Annotated in this window: 20 protein-coding genes and 1 other RNA gene; 13 read left to right on the forward strand and 8 right to left on the reverse strand. The window is 50.1% G+C overall.

Annotation, left to right across the window (positions count from 1 at the left end):
* Positions 1–101: 101 nt before the first annotated feature.
* Positions 102–935 carry a YitT family protein gene (locus NSS79_RS12205; RefSeq protein WP_340899153.1) on the reverse strand — a complete coding sequence of 278 codons (834 nt, stop codon included), beginning with the start codon at positions 933–935 and terminating at the stop codon, positions 102–104.
* 317 nt (positions 936–1,252) lie between these two features.
* Between NSS79_RS12205 and NSS79_RS12210 the strand changes: the two genes are divergently transcribed.
* Positions 1,253–2,899, forward strand: coding sequence for a DEAD/DEAH box helicase (locus tag NSS79_RS12210; protein WP_340899152.1), 1,647 nt, complete (start codon positions 1,253–1,255; stop codon positions 2,897–2,899).
* Between the two features lie 96 nt (positions 2,900–2,995).
* Here the strand turns inward: NSS79_RS12210 and NSS79_RS12215 are convergent, their stop codons facing one another.
* Entirely contained in the window at positions 2,996–3,094 is a 99-nt protein-coding gene (locus NSS79_RS12215; RefSeq protein ID WP_144024380.1) for a dihydroorotate dehydrogenase, read from the reverse strand.
* Between the two features lie 179 nt (positions 3,095–3,273).
* Between NSS79_RS12215 and NSS79_RS12220 the strand changes: the two genes are divergently transcribed.
* From NSS79_RS12220 to NSS79_RS12230, 3 genes are all read left to right on the forward strand, one after another.
* On the forward strand, positions 3,274–4,140 hold the full coding sequence (locus NSS79_RS12220) for a DUF624 domain-containing protein (protein ID WP_342439554.1): 867 nt from the start codon (positions 3,274–3,276) through the stop codon (positions 4,138–4,140).
* Between the two features lie 103 nt (positions 4,141–4,243).
* A non-coding RNA gene (ssrS, locus tag NSS79_RS12225) (6S RNA) lies at positions 4,244–4,436 on the forward strand.
* Positions 4,437–4,597: 161 nt separating this feature from the next.
* A complete protein-coding gene (locus tag NSS79_RS12230; protein ID WP_340899150.1) occupies positions 4,598–4,987 on the forward strand; it encodes a DUF1499 domain-containing protein in 390 nt (129 codons plus the stop codon).
* Between the two features lie 190 nt (positions 4,988–5,177).
* Here the strand turns inward: NSS79_RS12230 and tpx are convergent, their stop codons facing one another.
* On the reverse strand, positions 5,178–5,696 hold the full coding sequence (gene tpx / locus NSS79_RS12235) for a thiol peroxidase (protein WP_341118575.1): 519 nt from the start codon (positions 5,694–5,696) through the stop codon (positions 5,178–5,180).
* Positions 5,697–5,806: 110 nt separating this feature from the next.
* Here tpx and NSS79_RS12240 point away from each other — a divergent pair, with 110 nt between their 5' ends.
* Together NSS79_RS12240 and NSS79_RS12245 are read left to right on the forward strand one after the other, a co-directional pair.
* Entirely contained in the window at positions 5,807–6,433 is a 627-nt protein-coding gene (locus NSS79_RS12240; RefSeq protein WP_341118576.1) for a rhomboid family intramembrane serine protease, read from the forward strand.
* 14 nt (positions 6,434–6,447) lie between these two features.
* Complete coding sequence (locus NSS79_RS12245; RefSeq protein WP_038589672.1) at positions 6,448–7,362, forward strand: LysR family transcriptional regulator; 915 nt, start codon at positions 6,448–6,450, stop codon at positions 7,360–7,362.
* Positions 7,363–7,412: 50 nt separating this feature from the next.
* Here NSS79_RS12245 and NSS79_RS12250 read toward each other — a convergent pair whose 3' ends face one another.
* Both NSS79_RS12250 and NSS79_RS12255 read right to left on the reverse strand, forming a co-directional pair.
* Positions 7,413–8,087, reverse strand: coding sequence for a zinc metallopeptidase (locus tag NSS79_RS12250; protein WP_038599346.1), 675 nt, complete (start codon positions 8,085–8,087; stop codon positions 7,413–7,415).
* Between the two features lie 37 nt (positions 8,088–8,124).
* Positions 8,125–8,556 (reverse strand): MerR family transcriptional regulator, encoded by a 432-nt coding sequence (locus tag NSS79_RS12255; RefSeq protein ID WP_038589674.1) that lies wholly within the window; start codon positions 8,554–8,556, stop codon positions 8,125–8,127.
* A 668-nt stretch (positions 8,557–9,224) separates the two neighbouring features.
* On the opposite strand from NSS79_RS12255, the gene NSS79_RS12260 reads away from it, so the two are divergent.
* The 3 genes from NSS79_RS12260 to NSS79_RS12270 are packed head-to-tail and all read left to right on the forward strand — an operon-like array spanning position 9,225 to position 12,476.
* On the forward strand, positions 9,225–10,619 hold the full coding sequence (locus tag NSS79_RS12260; protein WP_038589677.1) for an ammonium transporter: 1,395 nt from the start codon (positions 9,225–9,227) through the stop codon (positions 10,617–10,619).
* 37 nt (positions 10,620–10,656) lie between these two features.
* Complete coding sequence (locus NSS79_RS12265; protein WP_342440355.1) at positions 10,657–11,730, forward strand: DUF294 nucleotidyltransferase-like domain-containing protein; 1,074 nt, start codon at positions 10,657–10,659, stop codon at positions 11,728–11,730.
* The gene (locus NSS79_RS12270; RefSeq protein WP_038589680.1) at positions 11,727–12,476 is read left to right on the forward strand and encodes an exonuclease domain-containing protein; all 750 of its coding nucleotides are present in this window, start codon (positions 11,727–11,729) and stop codon (positions 12,474–12,476) included. Before NSS79_RS12265 ends, NSS79_RS12270 begins: the two co-directional genes overlap by 4 nt.
* Here NSS79_RS12270 and NSS79_RS12275 read toward each other — a convergent pair.
* Positions 12,458–12,934: a M67 family metallopeptidase gene (locus NSS79_RS12275; RefSeq protein WP_342439555.1), complete on the reverse strand. Its 477-nt coding sequence runs from the start codon at positions 12,932–12,934 to the stop codon at positions 12,458–12,460. The genes NSS79_RS12270 and NSS79_RS12275 overlap by 19 nt on opposite strands.
* A 163-nt stretch (positions 12,935–13,097) precedes the next feature.
* On the opposite strand from NSS79_RS12275, the gene NSS79_RS12280 reads away from it, so the two are divergent.
* Positions 13,098–13,661 (forward strand): TlpA disulfide reductase family protein, encoded by a 564-nt coding sequence (locus NSS79_RS12280; protein WP_342439556.1) that lies wholly within the window; start codon positions 13,098–13,100, stop codon positions 13,659–13,661.
* 88 nt (positions 13,662–13,749) lie between these two features.
* Here the strand turns inward: NSS79_RS12280 and cimA are convergent, their stop codons facing one another.
* Complete coding sequence (cimA, locus tag NSS79_RS12285; RefSeq protein WP_342439557.1) at positions 13,750–15,369, reverse strand: citramalate synthase; 1,620 nt, start codon at positions 15,367–15,369, stop codon at positions 13,750–13,752.
* A gap of 226 nt (positions 15,370–15,595) precedes the next feature.
* Here cimA and NSS79_RS12290 point away from each other — a divergent pair, with 226 nt between their 5' ends.
* The 3 genes from NSS79_RS12290 (at position 15,596) to NSS79_RS12300 (ending at position 18,925) form a co-directional block, all read left to right on the forward strand.
* Positions 15,596–16,888 carry a DNA polymerase IV gene (locus NSS79_RS12290; RefSeq protein ID WP_038599352.1) on the forward strand — a complete coding sequence of 431 codons (1,293 nt, stop codon included), beginning with the start codon at positions 15,596–15,598 and terminating at the stop codon, positions 16,886–16,888.
* A gap of 159 nt (positions 16,889–17,047) precedes the next feature.
* Positions 17,048–17,290 carry a ferredoxin gene (locus tag NSS79_RS12295; RefSeq protein WP_076112325.1) on the forward strand — a complete coding sequence of 81 codons (243 nt, stop codon included), beginning with the start codon at positions 17,048–17,050 and terminating at the stop codon, positions 17,288–17,290.
* Positions 17,291–17,458: 168 nt separating this feature from the next.
* Complete coding sequence (locus NSS79_RS12300) at positions 17,459–18,925, forward strand: L,D-transpeptidase (RefSeq protein ID WP_342439558.1); 1,467 nt, start codon at positions 17,459–17,461, stop codon at positions 18,923–18,925.
* Here NSS79_RS12300 and NSS79_RS12305 read toward each other — a convergent pair.
* Positions 18,922–19,059, reverse strand: a complete 138-nt coding sequence (locus NSS79_RS12305) for a hypothetical protein (protein WP_179091796.1) — start codon at positions 19,057–19,059, stop codon at positions 18,922–18,924. The genes NSS79_RS12300 and NSS79_RS12305 overlap by 4 nt on opposite strands.
* Positions 19,060–19,163: the final 104 nt, after the last annotated feature.

Consider the following 19,163-nt stretch of genomic DNA (forward strand, 5'->3'; position numbering starts at 1 on the left):
CGAAGTGCCGGAAAAAAGAGGGGTAAATCCCAATCTTCATGAAATTGTAAGGGTCCTGCGTGAGTATAATATATCACAGTTTTAATTTATGCGCATTTCTTTCAATGTGATCTTTTGCGGAAGGAACCCATGACTCCAACGGTTTCCACAATGTTCACAAAAGCCTGGGGATCGCTGGATCTAATGATTCTTTTAAGCTCTGCGAGCTCGTAGCGGGTAGTCACTGTCATTAGCATGTCCCGTTCAACATGAGAATAAGCGCCCTCTGTTTTGATCTTTGTGACCCCGCGTTGCAGGCCCAGAAGCTGCTGAAGCAGTTCGTCTGTCCTTGTGGTTACGATGTAGACAGTCACTTTAACATGACTGATGTGAATCAGGTCAACGACCTTTCCGGTTACATAAATGGAGACCATCGACGCAAGAGCTAAATTCCAATTGTCGTCAAAATAGGCGGCGGCCAGAATGACAATACCATTCAGCCCTACAAGCACATTCCCGATCGGGAAGTCGCGGTAGCGCGTAATAATGGAGCCGATAATGTCAAAGCCGCCCGTAGATCCTCCAACCCGGAAGGAAATACCGCTGCCGACACCTACCAGCACTCCGCCGAAAACGGAGGCAAGAAGCATATCCGACGCTACAGCTGTCTGCGGTACCAGCGTCATTAGCCAAGTTGTGGCCCCTACGGATACAATGCTGAGAATAATAAATCTGCGCCCGAGCTGAAACCACCCTGCCACAAGCAGCGGCACATTGAAGAGCAGATATAGCAGACTGATGTTAAGGGGTGTGAAATAACCCACTAACATTGCCACACCGGATACCCCTCCGCTTAGCAGCCGGTGGGGGATTAAGAACAGGTTGAAGCCGCTTGCTATCATCGCCGAACCCAGGATGATGGCAAGGTAATTTCCTAGTTGTCTTAGTCGTAACAAGCAAATTCACCTCTGACGTGTAATGTAAGTAATGAAAGTAAGGAATACACTGGTATTCCTGATCGGGTTTGTGATATAATGTATAGGATATTCTTGAGTAGAACGTTACAATGGTACTTTTGCATTGCTTCGGATGTGAAGCTACAATTGTTCAGGCTAAATAACCAAGCTTGATCATAGGACATTTTTTCGTCCCAATACGCGTAAACCATGCAGAGATTACGGCATGTTTGGACAGCCTATAAATGTGTTTACCGCTACTTAAGAATACAGACAAGCATGTGGAATGTCCACTGTATAGAAGGAGCATGAATAATTTGAAAACATTCGCAGAATTCGGCTTGGAGCCAAAAGTACTTCAAGCAATCACAGAGCTAGGATTTGAGGAAGCAACACCCATTCAGGAGCAGGCAATCCCGCTCGCGCTGACTGGAGCAGACTTGATCGGCCAGGCACAGACCGGTACGGGCAAAACAGCCGCTTTCGGTATTCCCCTCATCTCCAAAATTGCTCGGGAAGAAGAAAAAATCCTGGCGCTAATTATGACGCCAACCCGTGAGCTTGCGATTCAGGTTGCTGAAGAAATCGGCAAACTGACCCGCTTCAAGGGTCTGCGTTCACTGGCTATTTACGGCGGACAGGATATCGGCCGTCAAATCCGCGGATTGAAGAAGAAACCACAGATCATTATCGGAACACCTGGACGCCTTCTGGATCACATCAACCGCAAGACGATCCGTCTTGATGATGTGCAGACCATCGTATTGGATGAAGCTGATGAAATGCTGGATATGGGCTTCATGGAAGACATCCAGACGATCCTCAAGCTCGTGCCGGAAGAACGTCAAACCATGTTGTTCTCAGCAACAATGCCTCCTAACATTCAACGTCTCGCCCAACAGTTCCTGAAGAACCCGCAACATGTTTCCGTAATTCCAAAACAAATCAGCGCTCCATTGATTGACCAAGCCTATATCGAAGTTCCTGAGCGCCAGAAGTTTGAAGCACTGAGCCGTCTGATCGATATGGAATCCCCAGATTTGGCAATCGTCTTCGGACGTACCAAACGCCGGGTTGACGAGCTTGCCGAAGGCCTCCAGAAACGCGGATATTCCGCTGACGGATTGCATGGCGACTTGTCCCAGAACCAGCGTGATGCGGTTATGCGTAAATTCCGTGACGGCAGCATTGATGTGCTGGTAGCTACTGACGTAGCGGCGCGCGGACTCGACGTTTCCGGTGTAACACATGTTATCAACTTTGACCTTCCGCAAGATCCGGAAAGTTATGTACACCGTATCGGCCGTACAGGCCGTGCAGGTAAAGAAGGAACAGCGTGGTCATTCGTGACTCCGCGTGAAATGGACCACCTTCATCTGATCGAGCGTGTAACCCGTCACCGGATTACCCGCAAACCGCTGCCAACAATGGCTGAGGCAATTGAAGGCAAACAACGCATCACTGCAGAACGTCTGCTGGCAATGGTTGAAGAAGGCGGCGAGCTGAACGAATACAAAGGCATCGCGATTCAATTGCTGGAGCAATATGATTCTGTACAACTGCTCTCCGCAGCAATGAAATTGCTTACCGGCGACAACAAGGATACACAGGTTGAATTGACACCGGAAGATCCGATCCGCGCAAAACGCCGCGGCGGCAAGAATGACATCCGCAGCGGCCGCAAGCCTAATGGCGGCTATGGCGGCAACCGCACTGGTTCCGGCACAGGCGGTGGCTATAAAGGCAACCGTGATAGCGGCAGCAGCTATGGCGGCGGCTATAAAGGCAACCGCGACAGTAGCAGCGGCAGCACAACCCGTGGTGGTTACAGCAGCGGCTACGGCAGCAACAGCAGCAGCGGCGGTTACAAAGGCAACCGCGACAGCAGTGCCGACCGCAAACCATCGGCGCGTCCAAGCAGCACAAGTACTCGTCCGGCTAAACGCGAAGATTACGACATTTAAGCAGCACCGGCAATAATGGAAGAAGACGAGTACCGGTTAACGGTTCTCGTCTTCTTTTTGTACAATTGAACATATTTAGGCTTTGTGTTTCATGCCTTAGATAACAAAAGTACGGGTGATAATAACGAGCAGGATGAACAGAACGAGGATAGTGCCTGTGGAAGTCCAGACGTTGCAGCCAACTGGTGAGGACATAGGTAAAACCTCCTTTGAATTAAGGTGATTGTAATGGTTACGTTCCTAATATATGGACGGATCGTCGGGCTTGCATAGACCATAACCCAGAATCTTAAGAATGGGCGCTGGAAAAGTCCGGGTCAAATAAGGTATAGTTAAGATACGCAGTATGCGCGAGACAGACAGGAGGAAGGGAATTGGAGTTTAAAGGAGCAATGGGCGGTCTATACCGCGTCACGGAATGGATTTCACGTATCGCCTTCAGTAACATTTTGTGGGCAATCTGTTCGGTTCCGTTTCTGTTCATGGGAGTAATGAAGATGATTATGTGGGGATCGGGTGCAGGCGGCCCCAATGAACAGATCACACTGAACTGGGCGATGGGTATTTTGGCACCGTTTACGGTGTTCCCGGCAACAGCGGCACTATTTACGGTTGTACGCAAATGGGTTATGGGCAATAGCGATGTTAGCACATTCCGCACTTTTTTCCAGGGGTACAAAGAAAATTATTTCAAGAGTATGCTTGGGGGATTAATTTACACAGTGCTGTTTGTTGTGATGTACGTAGATGTGACCGTATACATGACGCAAATGGCGAATTTCAGAATCGTCGGTATTTTGATGCTGGTGCTGATGATTATTTTGTTCGTCTCCATGTTTAATTTCTTCTCGATTGTGGTTCATTATCAAATGACCTTCAAAGAAGTGGTGACCAACTCCGTTTTGTTGACAATCGCCCGGCCGATCCGCGTATTCTCCACGCTTATTGGTGCAGCGGTTCTTGTCTATATAGGTCTGAAGTATCCGGTGCTTTACGCCTTGTGTATTCCTACACTGATTGCCTTTTTCGCCTTCTTTAACTTTTACGCTACATACAACAAGCTGCAACTGCAGGTGGAGAAGAAGAAGCAACAGGAACTGGAAGCCCAGGAGGCCGCTGAAAGAGAAGCTGCGGAATTGCTTGAGGCAGAAGATTACGATGAAGATGATGACGACGATGATGACGACGATGATGACGACGATGATGAGTACGATTCAGATAAAGATAAAAAACGGATTTAACATTAATTACACATAAGCCGCGAAATTAGGCGAGAAATTTATTCCAGTGTAAATTAAAGCGCATACAGGTTTACTTTTTCGTCAAGACGCAATATAATAGTAACAAATCCTGCGATGTACGTTTACGGTTGCTCGTTGTTTTGAACCAATGATAATGTCTTGGGAGATCTATACGAAGCGCGGCTGAAAGGCCCTGTCTATACGACGCGGGGAATTCAAAAACGACTTCTGCGGTCACCCACCTGCTATAGCAGGTTCAGAAGACACTGTAGCCGGACGGCATAGGCGGGTTTTCTACTGTTTTTGACAAGGTGCCCTGTTTCCCGCTTACCCGCGGGGATGGGGTACCTTTTTGTTTATAGTGAACAAGGTGAAAGTGAGCAATGCCCTTTTGTTCCTGGGATAAGAGTGTTACACTTAGACTAATGAACTTGGGATTTGAAGAGGGGGAAGAATTTTGTCGTTGAAAAGAACCTTGGTCGGTTTATTTCGCAGTCATGACGGAACAAGCGACCGTGCAAAAGATCCGGCATTAAAGACGCGTTACTACACTCTTTCTAGAGATAAGGCGTGGGAAGAAATATCCTCAACGCTGAAGAAGATTCCTGGCTTCAAAGTGCTTCATGAAGTGCAATCTGTAGGAGAGATTACGCTTGAGAAGAGAACAGCATTCGGGCGTACGCTGGATATTACTGTGTCGGTGCTAAATACCTCGCCGGTGCGTTGCGGCGTAGATATGTACTCGGCATCCAGAGGTTCGCTTGGCGACCTGGGCGCCAACTATCGAGTAATTCAGCGTCTGTACCAGTCTCTTGATAGGAAGCTGGGCAAATACAAGACAGAATAAAGGCAAGCTGCACTTTTCTGTTCAGAGATTGTATACGGTTTCGTGAAGTGTGAAGATGCAGCCTGTCATTGAACAATAGGGCTACCCATAAGCAAAAGCGGGAGAAGGATGACCTTCTGCCGCTTTTTTTTAAAGAATCAGAACTTATAGATTTTCATGTACTACGAATGAAATACAATTCGGCTGCAGGCTACAGCAGTTCCTTTACAGCTGCAATAGCAGCCTCGTAATTGGGATGCTCAGACATTTCGCCGAGGTACTCCACATAAGCCAAAGTATCGTTTTTGTCGATTACGAAGATGGAACGCATATCCAGACGGAATTCTTTAATCAGGACGCCGTAGGCTTGTCCAAAGGCTGCTTCCTTGTGATCAGACAGTGTGATGACCCGGTCAATGCCGGCAGCGCCGCACCAGCGGGCTTGGGCGAACGGAAGATCCATACTGATGGTGAGAATAACGACATCATCGCCGAGCTCTGCGGCCTCGCTGTTGAAGCGGCGGGTCTGCGCATCGCATACACCGGTATCCAGAGAAGGCACCACGCTGATCAGCTTGATTTTGCCGGCGTAATCACTGAGGGAAGTATCTTCCAGCAGATTCTTGCTCACTGTGAACTGTGGTGCGGAATCTCCGGCTTTGAGCTGCGGACCCATCAGTGTGATGGGGTTGCCTTTAAATGCGGCCACGCCTGTTCTTTCTTGCGTCATATCCTTGGTTCCTCCTTGAATTGCAATATTGGATTCTTACTGCCACAATAAATTATAATCTTTTTAGAAGCTGGATGTCCAACCGACAACTTACATAAAGGGTGGGTGTTATGATATTCATACGATATGAAAAGTGGAGAAGCTATCTCCGGTATTATCCGGTAACCTGTTTGCTTATATTGGCGAATGTGATTATGTTTATTGTTCTGACGTTAAACGGCGGCTCCACAAATATCCAGACACTGATTGATTACGGGGGAACCGTTAATGTCAGCCCGCTGAAAGAGGAATTGTGGCGTTATGCGACGGCGATGTTTCTGCACAATGGCTTTGCCCATCTGTTCTTTAACTGTTTTGCGTTATTGGTGTTTGCTCCGCCTTTGGAACGGCTGATGGGCTGGTGGCGTTACGCGCTGCTCTATCTGGCGGGAGGTTTCCTTGCCAATCTTCTGGGAGTCGCGGTCAGCAGCCGTTCAGTGGTGGATTACGGTACGGTGTCAGTAGGGGCTTCAGGAGCGATCTACGCCGTATACGGCGCATTCCTCTATATTGCGCTGCTGCAGAGAGCGATGATGGATGAGAGCTCACGTAAGACGTTGTACGGGCTTTTGGTGATGGGAATTATTATGTCCTTCGCCACACCTCATGTGGACTATACAGCCCATATTGGCGGCCTCGTGGCCGGGTTCTTTCTTTATGGACTTATTATACGGGTATTCAAAAAAAGCCGAAGGTAGGAGGTGTTGGATTCGTGGAACTTAGACAGCTGCAATATTTTTTGAAGGTAGCGCAAAAAGAGCATGTTACCAGAGCGGCAGAAGAGCTGCATGTGGCGCAATCTGCGGTTAGCCGCCAGATTCATCAGCTGGAGCAGGAGCTTGGAGTGGACTTATTCATGCAAAAGGGGCGCAATCTGCAGCTCACCCCGGTGGGGCAGCTTTTTTGCAAACGGGTAGAGTCGGTGCTGAAGGAATTGGAGCGCTCGGTAGCTGAGGTGCATGAATTTCTGGACCCGGAGCTTGGAGAGATCCGCATCGGATTTCCGCATAGCCTGGGTACGCATCTTATACCTTCCATTGTGGCGGAGTTTCGCCGGCATTATCCTCAGGTTAAATTTCGTTTCAAGCAGGGGTCTTTTCCGTCTTTGATTAAAGACGTGCTGTCCGGTGAAGTGGATCTGGCGTTTATTTCTCCCTTCCCCGAAAATGACGGTCATGTGGCCGGAGATATTGTAATGACAGAGGAGCTGTTCGCGATCCTTCCGCAGAATCATCCGCTTGCCGGAGAGAAGGTAATCCGGCTTGAACAGCTGCGGGAAGAAAAGTTCGTCTTGTTCAGCCAGGGATATTCATTGAGGCCGATCGTATGGCAAGCCTGCCTGCAGGCAGGGTTCAAGCCGCAGATTGCTTTTGAGGGCGGAGAGACTGATACCATACGGGGTTTGGTTGCCGCTGGCATGGGAGTGAGCCTGCTGCCGGAAACGGCATTGTATCAGACCAATCCTATGCAGCCGGCTCAAGTGAGGGTGATAGATCCTGTTGTGACCAGAACGGTGGGAATCATTCACCGCAGTGAGGGCAAGCTGCCGCTGGTAGCCCGCTCCTTCCGCACTTTCCTGTTGACATATTTCAAAGATAGAAATAACAATACCCCGGTCGGCTCGTAGCCTTCCGGGGTATTTGCCCTTTATATCGACAGCGGGTTAACTAGATTGGTTTAATCACGATTTCCCAAGAACATCATGATCAGACGCAGCAGTTCAAGCAGGGAGACCAGAGCGGCAGCAACATAAGTTAAGGCAGCTGCATTCAGGACCTTGGCTACGCCGCGCTCTTCCTCGTTGCGGATGTAGCCTTGCTCAACCATGACCTGACGGGCCCGGCTGCTGGCGTTGAATTCAACCGGCAATGTAACAAGCTGAAAGGCTACTGCAGCCGAGAAGAAGATAATACCCAGACCAATAAGATTCAATGAGCTGAAAATAAATCCTGCCAACAGCATGAAGGGGGCTACGCCGGAAGCGAAATTGACAACCGGGAACATCCGGTGGCGCAGCGTGAGCATTGGATAATGTTCTTTATGCTGAATGGCATGGCCGATCTCGTGACATGCGACAGAAACAGCGGCGATGGAGCTTTCATAGTATACAGGCTCCGACAGGCGCACAACCCGGTGGACGGGATCATAATGGTCGGAAAGGGTGCCGCGCACAGGCTCGATCGGTACATCATAAAGGCCATTGGCATCAAGCATACGCCGTGCGGCTTCATAACCTGTCAAACCGTTCATGTTGGCAACCTTGGACCATTTATTGAAGTTGCCTTTAACTCTGAACTGAGCCCACAACGAGAATAGAAAAGCGATAATAACTAACAGATACATCAAAGGCATCATATAACATTCCTCCACTATGGTGTGAAAATAGTATTTACATTGGCGGCCCCTGCAAGAGCAGCAGCCGGATCGCCTCCATGCACGCAACGCCCTGCGGAAGCAGTGCTGACAGCGCTCGTTTGGCTTGGACCGGTTTCAGTCCGCTGATCATCGGTTCCAGTGCCTTCACTTCGCGCTCAAGCCGCTGCATCTGCAGCTCCAGCTCCACGAGTTTATCCGAAACATCGGTTTCTGGTGCAGCTGAATTCCACTTGCTCATCATGGTTTTAATTTCTTCCAATGTATATTTCTCATGCTTTAACTGATTGATACGTTCCAGAGCGATTAAAGTTTCATGGCTGTACAGCCGATAGTTCTTCATGCTTCTGGTTTCTGGTACAATGAGTCCCAGCTTCGTATAATAATCGATTGTGCGTTCACTGATGCTAGCAGCTTTGGCCAGTTCGCCAATCCGGTACAGGATCATATCCCCAAGTTCTTCTCACCTCGCTAACAGAATCCGGCCGGTTTGATCCGGCACTCTTCTTACTATATTTACACTTATAATGATATCAAATGACAAACCGTACAGTCAAACGTGACACTTACTTTAAGTATATGCAGGGTTGAAGCCAAAGATACCTTTGGAAAAGCAGCTCTTCCTTCTATAAGATTGTACACCAATTGGACCTTGCGATCTGCGGCATAATAACAAGGTTGGATGGGATCTATAATTATATTACATGATGTGTCATGTATATTGGGGTGACGGAAGAGTGCGCTGCTTCTTCTGCTCATGAAAAGAATGGGGTTCGGCAAAATAAGCGTCATCCTCTTGATATATGTTAAGGATACTTAACATACAATACAGCATCTTGGATCATTTACATTAATGAAAATACACATTCATACATGGAGAAGTCCGTTTTTTCTGTAATCGTTTGCATGAATAAGGTTTGCTGATGGGCTGGAAACCTGTGATTTAACAGCGGAAATGCGTAGCTACAGGCAAATACTGAAGAAATCATGTGCTTCAAGAAATAAATCGCAACATTCATAAAAATAGTCTTGTCAATTTACCTGACTTCTGATTATAATGACATTAAGAGTTTCATGCTTTGTTAGAAAATATAACATTGGGGAGTGGGGTAAAGAATGAAAAAAAAGATGATAATGATGTTTCTGGCCATGATTACACTGATGGTCTACCCGGTCAGCGCATTTGCCGCTGAAGGTCCGGCAGCACCGGATCTCCAAATCGGATTGGATACGGCGTTTACTTTCCTGGCATTTATTCTTGTATTCTTTATGCAAGCGGGGTTTGCGATGCTTGAAGCCGGTTCGGTCCGGATGAAGAACGCGGGCCACGTAGCTGGTAAGACCGTATTGACACTCGCAATTGCCAGCTTGTGTTTCTGGGCACTGGGTTTTGGCCTGGGCTTCGGTAACGGCAACGGGTTCTTCGGAACTACAGGCTTCTTCTATGGTGGTGAAACACAAGCAGCATCCTTCGATTCCCTGGCATTCTCAGATGTAACCTTAAACGTTAAATTCCTCTTCCAAATGGCTTTTGCCGCAGTTTCTCTGGCCATCGTATCCGGTGGTATGGCGGAACGTGCTAAGCTTAGTGTATACATTATCTTCGGAATTCTGTTCTCTGTAGTTATCTACCCTGTCGTAGCCCACTGGGTATGGGGCGGCGGCTGGTTGGCTGAACTGGGTATGCAGGACTATGCAGGTTCAACGGTTGTCCATCTTACAGGTGCAACGGCGGCTGTAGTCGCGACAATCTTGCTGAAACCCCGTCTTGGCAAGTTCAACAAAGAAGGCAAGCCGGTTATTATTCCGGGACATAACCAAGTATTCACAGTACTCGGTGTTATCATCCTCTGGTTCGGCTGGTTCGGATTTAACCCTGGTAGCGCGTTGTCTCCAATGGGCGGATTCTTCGGCCACGTAGCATTGACAACTAACCTGGCAGCTGCGGCTGGCGGTCTGGCTGCACTGATCGCTTCTTGGCTCTACTTCGGCAAGTCGGATATCCCGGCAATGCTGAACGGTGTTCTGGCTGCACTGGTTGCAATCACAGGCGCTTGCGCATTCGTAGTGCCTTGGGCGGCAATTCTTATCGGGTTTGTAGCGGGAGCATTCACTTTCATGACTTCACAATGGCTGGAACGTGCCGGCCTTGATGATCCAATCTATGCCTTCTCTGTACATGGTATCGCTGGGATGTGGGGAGCGGTGTCCACCGGGTTGTTCGCAACACCTGATCTGATCGCGGAAGGCGCGCTTGTCGGTAAACCCGGATTGTTCTACGGCGGCGGATTCCACCAGCTCGGCGTACAGGTGCTGGGTGTGGCAGGTACCTTTGTCTTCGTAGCAGTTCTGTCCTTCATCATTCTCTACGTAATTAAGTTGGCTATTGGCCTGCGTGTTACCGAAGAGGAAGAATTAATGGGCCTTGATATCAGTGAACATGGTACTTACGGTTATCCTGAACAAATGAAACTGATTGCAGAATCGGAATCCAAGACCCTTAAAAATTAACTACTTCTATAGATAGGGGGCGGACCGAGTGGCTTCGATGGAGTCAGCAGAGTGGAATGAAGATAAAAATTACTTGTCCATCGCAACGGCCGGTTCGCCGCAGGAGCTTAAGGCAAGGCGCACGGCCTGTCAAACCGTACTTCTGGCACAGTTAAACGTTGTTCCAATCGGGGAATGGATGACCCGTGTCAATGCAATGCATGACAGTATTGCGAAGGCGGCAGTAATCATATGTGAGGCGCAGATGAAAGAGGCGGGCTACGGCCCGCCTCCCTGCGCCTATTCCTTTATTGTGTTTGGCAGCGCAGGCAGGCAGGAATCTACGCTCTGGAGTGATCAGGATAACGGCCTGATTGTGGAAGGGGAACCGGATGGGCTCAAGAGGAGTTATTTCCTTGTCTTTGGTGCTCTGTTGTCGGATTTATTTGAACAAGTGGGTTATGAGAAATGCAGCGGCAAGGTGATGTGCTCCGAGCCGCTCTGGTGCAAGACACTGACGGAATGGAAAGAACAGCTGCAGAGCTGGATGCACCAGCTGGAATGGGAGCCGATCCGTTATCTGATTATTTCCTCCGATATGCGCCATGTAGCCGGGAACGCGGAGTTATCCGCGGAGTGGCGGGAAGCTTTTCATGCTGGATTTATCGGCAACGAGAAGCTGTCCACGGCGGTATTGCGCAATACAGTCCGCCACAAGGCGACACTAAATCTTCTTGGACAGGTACTGACGGAACGGTTCGGCGATTATGCCGGGGGATTTGATGTCAAATATGGTGTTTATATTCCGCTCGTGAATATTGTTAGACATTTGTCTTTATTTGAGGGAGTCTGGGACAGCTCCACGCTGACGAGGCTGGAAGTATTGGGGGCGCTTGACAAGTACCAGCACCTTGAAGAGATCCGCCGGGCATTTTTGACCGCACTGCGGATGCGTGCGAACACTCCCTACAGTGTAAACGACGGTTTATTGTCCAGCAGTGATTATATTGCTGAAAGTGATCTGAAGAATAAGCAGCTTATGTCCGAGCTGCGGGAAAGTCTGCTGCTCGTCAGGCGCCTGCACAGGGCACTGCAGCGTCAGCTCAGGTCAGCGGAAAGGAGACAGTCATGAAGGAGCCGAACAAAGGCGGCGGATTCTGGAACAACCTGAGACAAGGCGGAATGCCATCCGCCATCGCGTCGATGAGAGGCGGGGAATCAGCACAGCAAACGGCGCAGCAAATGGCCTTTATCCGTTCCCTGATGCGCGAGAAACGGCGTCCTGAAGTGCTGCATACCCCTCTCGCTGAACTTGAGACTGTTATTTTCGACCTGGAAACGACAGGTTTCTCCCACCAGCATGGGGATGAGATTATGTCGTTTGGTGCGATTCGTGTAGTAGGAGAAGAAATAAAAGAAGATGAATGCTTTTATACACTGGTAAACTGCCAGACGGCGATACCGGATAATATTACCAAGCTTACGGGAATTTCCAAAGAGATGACATCCGCTGCACCTTCGTTAATGGACGGGCTGCATAATTTCATGTCCTTTGTGGGCCAGCGGGTGCTGGTAGCGCACGGAAGTGCGCATGACAAGTCTTTTCTGAATGCTGCATTATGGAAAACCTCCAAAGTGCAGCTTACCCACAGAGTGCTGGATACGATGATGCTGGCCCGCTGGCTTGAGCCGCACCGCAGTAATTATACGCTGGATGAACTCCTTGCCGTACATGAGATTCCGATCCAAGGGCGGCATCATGCGCTGGAGGATGCCAAAATGACTGCGCGGTTATGGGTGTCTTATCTGAATGAGATCTCCCAGAAGCGGCAGGTTGATACCTTGGGAGATCTGTATGCTTATTTAAGCAGAGCATAGAGCGGAGCATGCAGCAGCCGGTAACCCGTTGTTCCACTTGAATCAGGCAGCCGGTCGATATGAAAGCCCCTCAAGTTTATTTCCCCATTATTGTCCGTACCGGGAGAACCGATCAGGTATACCTTGAATTCGGGGCCCAGTGCACTTAGTCCCTTAATGTCGGAGGGAGAAGGCCAGGGGGCAGAATGGGGATGGGAGTGGAACAAACCGACAGGGGCGGGGTCGTTATAGAGTGCTTTTACCCATTCGCGGGGATCGGGAACGAAGGCATGCAGCGGGTCAGGCGCTACGTTGCTCATGGGGACATAGTCCTTGATGTGCATGCCGCCCGCTGCGGCAGCACCCAGCAGTACGCCGCAAGCTTCATGCGGATAACAGGTCAGCAAATGCTTCCCCAGCATGAGCTGTACGGAGCTATCCAGTCTGATGGGCTGGGTTTTTCCCTGGTATGCTGTCATATTTTCACCCCTCTCTCTTCATGGGATTTCGTCTCTGACGGAATCCTCTTTTTTTGGTACGGAAGAAGCTGATTTTACCTGGATGTAAAGGATGGTTTGAAACTGCACATATTGGGGGTACAATAGGAGCAAACCATCCCATTTGCAAAGGAACGGTCTTCCCATGAGAGCTGTGAATAAACGAAATGTAACTGTTGTGGCCTTGATTGTGATATTGGCCGTTCTCGTCATTGCGCATGAATTCAGGGCTGAGCCCGAGTCAGTACCAGTAGTGCAGCAATCGGCCAAGCTGGAAAGCGGTGCAGGTGCTGGCTTGCTGGCTCCCCCCTTCACTTTGCAGGGAAACGACAGCACTGTTTATGACGTAGGAGGACCTCGGGAGAAGGCGCTGATGCTTAATTTCTGGGCTTCCTGGTGTGAACCGTGTCAGCAAGAGGCTCCTGAGCTGAATGCAATGGCTGTTAAATATAAGAATGTTCTTGATATTTATGGAATCAATGTGACCAGCCAGGATTATAAGCCGAACGCCGAACGTTTCATCAAAAAATATATGCTGTCCTTTCCGGTCATGTTTGATCTAAAGGGCAAGGTGTTCGATAAATATAACGGCGCGGTGTTTCCTACCAATGTGTTGATTGACAAAAGTGGGGTAATCTCCGAGATCATTCTCGGTGTTTTGACTGCCGAAGAGCTGGAGAAGAAAATCATCACACTAACCGGCTCTTAAAGAAACGGCAACTATTAAGCCCCCCTGCGGAACGGGTGTTTCCCGGCTGCAGGGGGGCTTTGTCTGAGGCATTTGTGAGGCCGAATCTTTAATGATTGACTAAGCCTCTAGGCTCACTGCTGGACTTCTTGTCGTTTTCGCGTGAGATTTGTCCCAAAAGGGCATAGCGCATACTGTCGACCAATGCTTCCCAGCTGGCCTCAATGACATTGCTGGATACGCCAACCGTACTCCAGGTATTAGTATAATTTCTGGATTCGATCAGAACCCGTACCTTCGCAGCGGTCTGATCCTGTTCATCCAGCACACGAACCTTATAGTCAGAGAGATGCATCTCATCCAATTGCGGGAAGTAAGGCAGCAGTGCCTTGCGCAGGGCGTTGTCCAGCGCGTTGACCGGGCCGTTGCCTTCTGCAGCGGTATACAGGTTCTCGCCGCCGGCCTTCAGCTTGACGAAGGCCTCGGAAACAACCGGACTGCCGGCTGTCTTCTCCACAAGCATTTTGAACGATTCAAAAGTGAACAGCTCGTTCATCTCGCCGGTGGCTTCACGCAGCAGCAGCTCTAGTGAGGCGTCGGCGCCTTCGAATTGATATCCCTGATGCTCCAGGTTCTTGATCTTGTCAATCACCTTGCGGGCCTGCTCGCTGCTTGGGTCAAGACTGAGGCCCATATCCTGGGCTTTGGACAGGACATTGCTCTGGCCGGCCAGCTCAGAGACCAGCACGCGCTGTTTGTTGCCCACCAGTTCAGGAGCAATATGCTCATAGGTACGTGAGTCGCGCATGATCGCAGAGACGTGAATGCCGCCTTTGTGGGCAAATGCGGCCGTTCCAACATAAGGCTGATTAACCGGCATATTCACATTGGCGACTTCGCTCACAAAGCGTGCGGTGTTGGTCAGCTGGGGGAGGGAATCCCCCGGAATACAGTGATACCCCATCTTAAGCTGCAGAGTGGGAATGATCGAGCACAGGTTGGCGTTGCCGCAGCGCTCACCATAACCGTTGATTGTGCCTTGCACCTGCCGGGCACCTGCGCCAATGGCACTGAGCGTATTGGCGACCGCAAGCTCACAATCATTATGGGTATGGATACCCAATGAAGCGCCCGGAAGGGTCCCGGCCATACCGGATACAATGTCTTGAATCTCATTCGGGAGTGTGCCGCCGTTTGTATCGCACATGACCAGCCAGTCCGCACCGGCTTCCCGTGCTTTAGCCAGGACGGCAGCTGCATACTCCGGATTGTTCTTATAGCCGTCGAAGAAATGCTCAGCATCGAAGATCACTTCGAGGCCTTTGCGTTTCAGATAAGCGATGGAGTCGCCGATCATCGCCAGATTCTCTTCTAATGTAGTTTGTAGGGCAGTATGCACATGGAAATCCCACGATTTCCCGACCAAAGTAGCCGCCGGTACGCCGGCATCAATCATTCTTTGGAGATTGTCGTCGTTCTCGGCTACAGAGTTCTTGCGCCGGGTACTGCCGAATGCGGTGATTTTGGCATTTAAATGAAATTCCTTGACCCTTTTGAAAAATTCGATATCCTTATTGTTGCTTCCCGGGATGCCACCTTCAATGTAGTGCACACCCAGATCATCGAGTTTTCTGGCAATCTTCAGCTTATCATCCGCCGACAGGCTGATGCCTTCGCCTTGGGTGCCGTCGCGTAGTGTCGTATCGAAGATGGAGATGGACTTAGACATGGGAGTCCTCCTAAAAGTTTTGTGAGAATGGCTTCCTGGATTTACTCCGTACAGAATTTACTTCGGAAGCATCCGCTTAAGGGAAATGAATTTTTATATTATAGCATTTTTACGCGGGAATGTAACAAAGAACTTTACAGCGTTTCTGCTTTTGTTGACCTTCCGGCAGTTGAAGAGGTATGCTAAATCCGACAATGGAAACCCTGAAGATAAGAAGGTAGATATTGTGCAGAACGTGGATCAGTATTACCCAACAAGCGGCAGGGTTATTCTGCATGTGGATATGAATGCTTTCTACTGCTCAGTGCATGAGGCGGAGGATCCGGAGCAATACAAAGGCAAACCGACGGCGGTTGCCGGAAGCGTGGAGCTGCGAAGAGGGATTATTGTCACCTGCTCCTATGCTGCACGCAGGCTGGGAATCTCAACAGGCATGCAGGTGCAGAAGGCACTGCGGATTTGTCCATCGTTAATTGTTATTCAACCGAACTTTCATCTATACCGCAAGTATTCGAATGCATTCATGCAGATTGCCTACAGCTATACTCCGCTGCTTGAAGCAGTCTCAATAGACGAATGTTATCTCGACATTACCGGCTCCAGACAGTTTGGGACTCCGCTGGAGATTGCCGGGGCCATCCAGCGCCGGATCATGGAGGAGCTTGGACTGCCTTGCTCCATTGGGGTTGCCCCCAATAAGCTGCTGGCCAAAATTGCCTCGGATCTGAAAAAGCCCAACGGAATCTCCGTCCTCCGGCTGCGTGATGTGCCGGATATTTTGTGGAACAAGCCATGTAATGAAATGTTTGGCATTGGCGGAAAAACAGCCGAAAAGCTCCGGAAGCTTGGCATCTACAGCATCGGTCAGCTGGCTGCGGCCGATGAGAAGATGCTGGTGGATTATTTCGGGGTCATGGGCTCATGGCTGAAACGGGCGGGCAACGGTATTGACCACGGCATTGTGAATCCTGAGCGCGAACAGAGCAAGTCGATCGGGCATACGACAACCTTGCCCAGAGATGTAGTCGGTCTGGCAGAGGCCCGGCCGATTCTGCTGAATCTTAGCGACCAAGTTGCCCGGCGGCTGAGGAAGCAGGGCTTGGTGGCAGCAGGTGTGCAGCTCACCATCCGCACACCCGACATGAAGACCATTACCCGGTCGCGCCAGCTGGAGACTCCTTCAGAAAGTGCTGAAGACATCTATAAGACGGTGTGCGAGCAGTTTGCCAAGCACTGGAAGGGGGACAAGCCGGTGCGCCTGCTGGGTGTTACCCTGCAGGGACTGAGCCCCAAGGAGGACTCCGCTATCCAGCTGGATTTGTTCGATTATGAACGTCAGCCGAAGAAGGAGTCCCTGAACAAAACGATGGATATGCTGCGCAACAAATTCGGCGAGAATGCGGTGCTGACGGCCGGCATGCTCAGTGACAGCCACTCGGCCCGCCTCCGCAATCATAAGGAGCGCGGCACCTCACTGCAGAAGGACAATCTCGAAAGTGTTGATCCTGATAAAACATGAGAAAAGCCTTGCCCGGCACGGACATTCAAGCAATGGAATATGCGTCGAAAATGGAAACGAATTGAAAACTCATTGATATTGTATTCTATTTATATTAATATGAGAAAAATAACAGGCTGCTACAGCAGGCTGTATTGTTTAACGGGAGGCAGAGAAAAAATGGCTAAATACACTTGGGTCGAAAAAGATACTTGCATCGCTTGTGGTGCTTGTGGCGCGACGGCCCCTGATATTTTTGATTATGATGATGAAGGTCTGGCAGAAGTGATCTACGAGAATGACAGCAATCGCGGGTGTACTGTAATTCCGGATGATTTGTTCGACGATTTGCAGGATTCTGCAGATGGATGCCCAACGGACTCCATCAAAATTGCGGATGCCCCTTTTAATAAAGAAGGTTAATCCAAAAGGTTTTTCGTTGACTACAGGATATAAGGATCGCTCAGCGCGAACCTTATATTTACATAAAGACATCTCTTCGCCGGCGTAAATTCGGTTGGGGGGATGTCTTTTTTTGATGGATTGACCGATATAAATAAAGAAAGAATTCACAAACCCGCGGAGGCCCCGATGAAAAACTCGCAGCATCTCAAGGCGTATGTTCAGTTGCATCCTGAAAACAAGATGGCATGGTACTTGCTTGGTAAGGAATACTATAAGAACGGCCAGCAAGGCAAAGCGAATTACTGCTTCAATCAGGCCGGTGAAGTATACGAAGCTTTCGAGCACAGCAAGGTGCCGGCCGAAATGCTGCGTGAATATGAAGACGGCCTGCTTCAGGCTGCCCGGCAGCGTCACCAGAACAAGCAGAGAATGCGCCGTGTTCTGCTAACACTAGTGCTGTTGCTGCTGGTGTTTCTGCCGGATGCAGCTGTGCCGGGTACCCTTCCCGGTCCCGGTGAAACAGACAACTCGGCTCCAGAGATTGCCGGCGGAGCTCCGGCAGATTTACCGGAGGAACTTACGGCAACGGCGGTGCCTGAGACTGGAGTACAGTTGGCCCCGGATCCGGTAAAGCTGGCCTTTACGGCACAGCCGGGGGATGCTGCCGGACCTGGCAAGGCGCTGGCGGGCTTGCTGCAGAGCAGCCAGCCGACCGGCTCAACGGCGATCCTGCGAATGGAGCGCTCCGGCAAATGGCTTATATGGAAGAAGAAGCTGCCGCTCGAGGCAACGCTGGAGAAGAGTGAGAAAGGACGAATTGTATACCAATCCTACAATTCGGCGGTCTGTGCCTGCCAGCCCCCGGATTCAGCAGAGCTGAAGAAACAGGCGGCAGGATGGCAGGAGGACCAGGAGGAGCTGGCGGTGCTGTGGAGCGCCATGCGATCCTACAAGAGCAGCAAGGGCGTGCTGCCGAGATCCCCTGGAGAGCTGGAGGCGCCGTTTCCGGGAAATTGGCTGGGTGGAACGACTCCGCTGATGAAAGCGAAGTTTGCCTCGCTGCGTGCGGCAGCTTCCCCGGCAGTCCCGCAGGCCCCGGCGGCTACTGCCAAGCCGGATACTGCCACGGCAACGGGGATTCCTGCAGCAGGCCAGAGCGGCAATTCTCCTGGAGCAAGTGGTGATGCGGCGGCGGAAATGCCCTTTTTTACAGGACCGCTGACTATTATTGTAGATAAACAAAAACACCGCCTGGCAGTGACCAGCGGCTCGATAATTCTGCGGAACTATGAGATTGGACTCGGCGGCGACAAAACACCTGAAGGGACTTTTACGATCACAGACAAGGTGGTCAATCCGAATGGCCATGACAACGGGGAATTCGGCAGCCGCGGGATGCAGCTCTCGGACAGCAACTATGCCATACACGGCACAAATGAGCCTGACAGCATAGGCAAAGATGAATCGCTGGGATGTATCCGGATGAACCGCAAAGATGTGGAGGAATTATTCGCCATGGTACCGATGGGAACGAAGGTTCAGATTACTAAAGGGGTTCTGCCTGAGGAGCTGCTGCTTCCGGAGGAAGCCTTTCCCTCTGGAGCACCTCAAAATCAGACCAACCCCCACAAAGTCTACCACTGGCTGAATTAATTACCTGCTACAAGAAATAGAACAATAATAAGAAGAATCAGCAAGGCCAGACTTACACTAATCCACAGGATTGCTTTGCGGTTGACTTCTTCCTTCTTCTGCTGGAGTGTAGGAGGTTTGCGTTTAGTTGACATACTGGTCATCCTTCTTTCTCTCTTGATCGGTGATTACCCTTACATTGTAATGCGTTTGCAAGAAAAATACTATACTCTGCATTTCGCTCGAAGGCATCACCTGG

The organism is Paenibacillus sp. FSL L8-0436 (genome assembly GCF_038593025.1).
In the GTDB taxonomy this organism is placed as follows: domain Bacteria; phylum Bacillota; class Bacilli; order Paenibacillales; family Paenibacillaceae; genus Paenibacillus_AQ.

Excerpts from the sequence above, each read along its gene's own strand:
- NSS79_RS12215 (WP_144024380.1), bottom strand. The coding sequence starts at position 3,094 with ATGTCCTCACCAGTTGGCTGCAACGTCTGGACTTCCACAGGCACTATC.
- tpx (WP_341118575.1), bottom strand. The coding sequence starts at position 5,696 with ATGACGCAAGAAAGAACAGGCGTGGCCGCATTTAAAGGCAACCCCATC.
- NSS79_RS12240 (WP_341118576.1), top strand. The coding sequence starts at position 5,807 with ATGATATTCATACGATATGAAAAGTGGAGAAGCTATCTCCGGTATTAT.
- NSS79_RS12250 (WP_038599346.1), bottom strand. The coding sequence starts at position 8,087 with ATGCCTTTGATGTATCTGTTAGTTATTATCGCTTTTCTATTCTCGTTG.
- NSS79_RS12255 (WP_038589674.1), bottom strand. The coding sequence starts at position 8,556 with ATGATCCTGTACCGGATTGGCGAACTGGCCAAAGCTGCTAGCATCAGT.
- NSS79_RS12260 (WP_038589677.1), top strand. The coding sequence starts at position 9,225 with ATGAAAAAAAAGATGATAATGATGTTTCTGGCCATGATTACACTGATG.
- NSS79_RS12265 (WP_342440355.1), top strand. The coding sequence starts at position 10,657 with ATGGAGTCAGCAGAGTGGAATGAAGATAAAAATTACTTGTCCATCGCA.
- NSS79_RS12270 (WP_038589680.1), top strand. The coding sequence starts at position 11,727 with ATGAAGGAGCCGAACAAAGGCGGCGGATTCTGGAACAACCTGAGACAA.
- NSS79_RS12275 (WP_342439555.1), bottom strand. The coding sequence starts at position 12,934 with ATGACAGCATACCAGGGAAAAACCCAGCCCATCAGACTGGATAGCTCC.
- NSS79_RS12280 (WP_342439556.1), top strand. The coding sequence starts at position 13,098 with ATGAGAGCTGTGAATAAACGAAATGTAACTGTTGTGGCCTTGATTGTG.
- cimA (WP_342439557.1), bottom strand. The coding sequence starts at position 15,369 with ATGTCTAAGTCCATCTCCATCTTCGATACGACACTACGCGACGGCACC.
- NSS79_RS12295 (WP_076112325.1), top strand. The coding sequence starts at position 17,048 with ATGGCTAAATACACTTGGGTCGAAAAAGATACTTGCATCGCTTGTGGT.
- NSS79_RS12300 (WP_342439558.1), top strand. The coding sequence starts at position 17,459 with ATGAAAAACTCGCAGCATCTCAAGGCGTATGTTCAGTTGCATCCTGAA.
- NSS79_RS12305 (WP_179091796.1), bottom strand. The coding sequence starts at position 19,059 with ATGTCAACTAAACGCAAACCTCCTACACTCCAGCAGAAGAAGGAAGAA.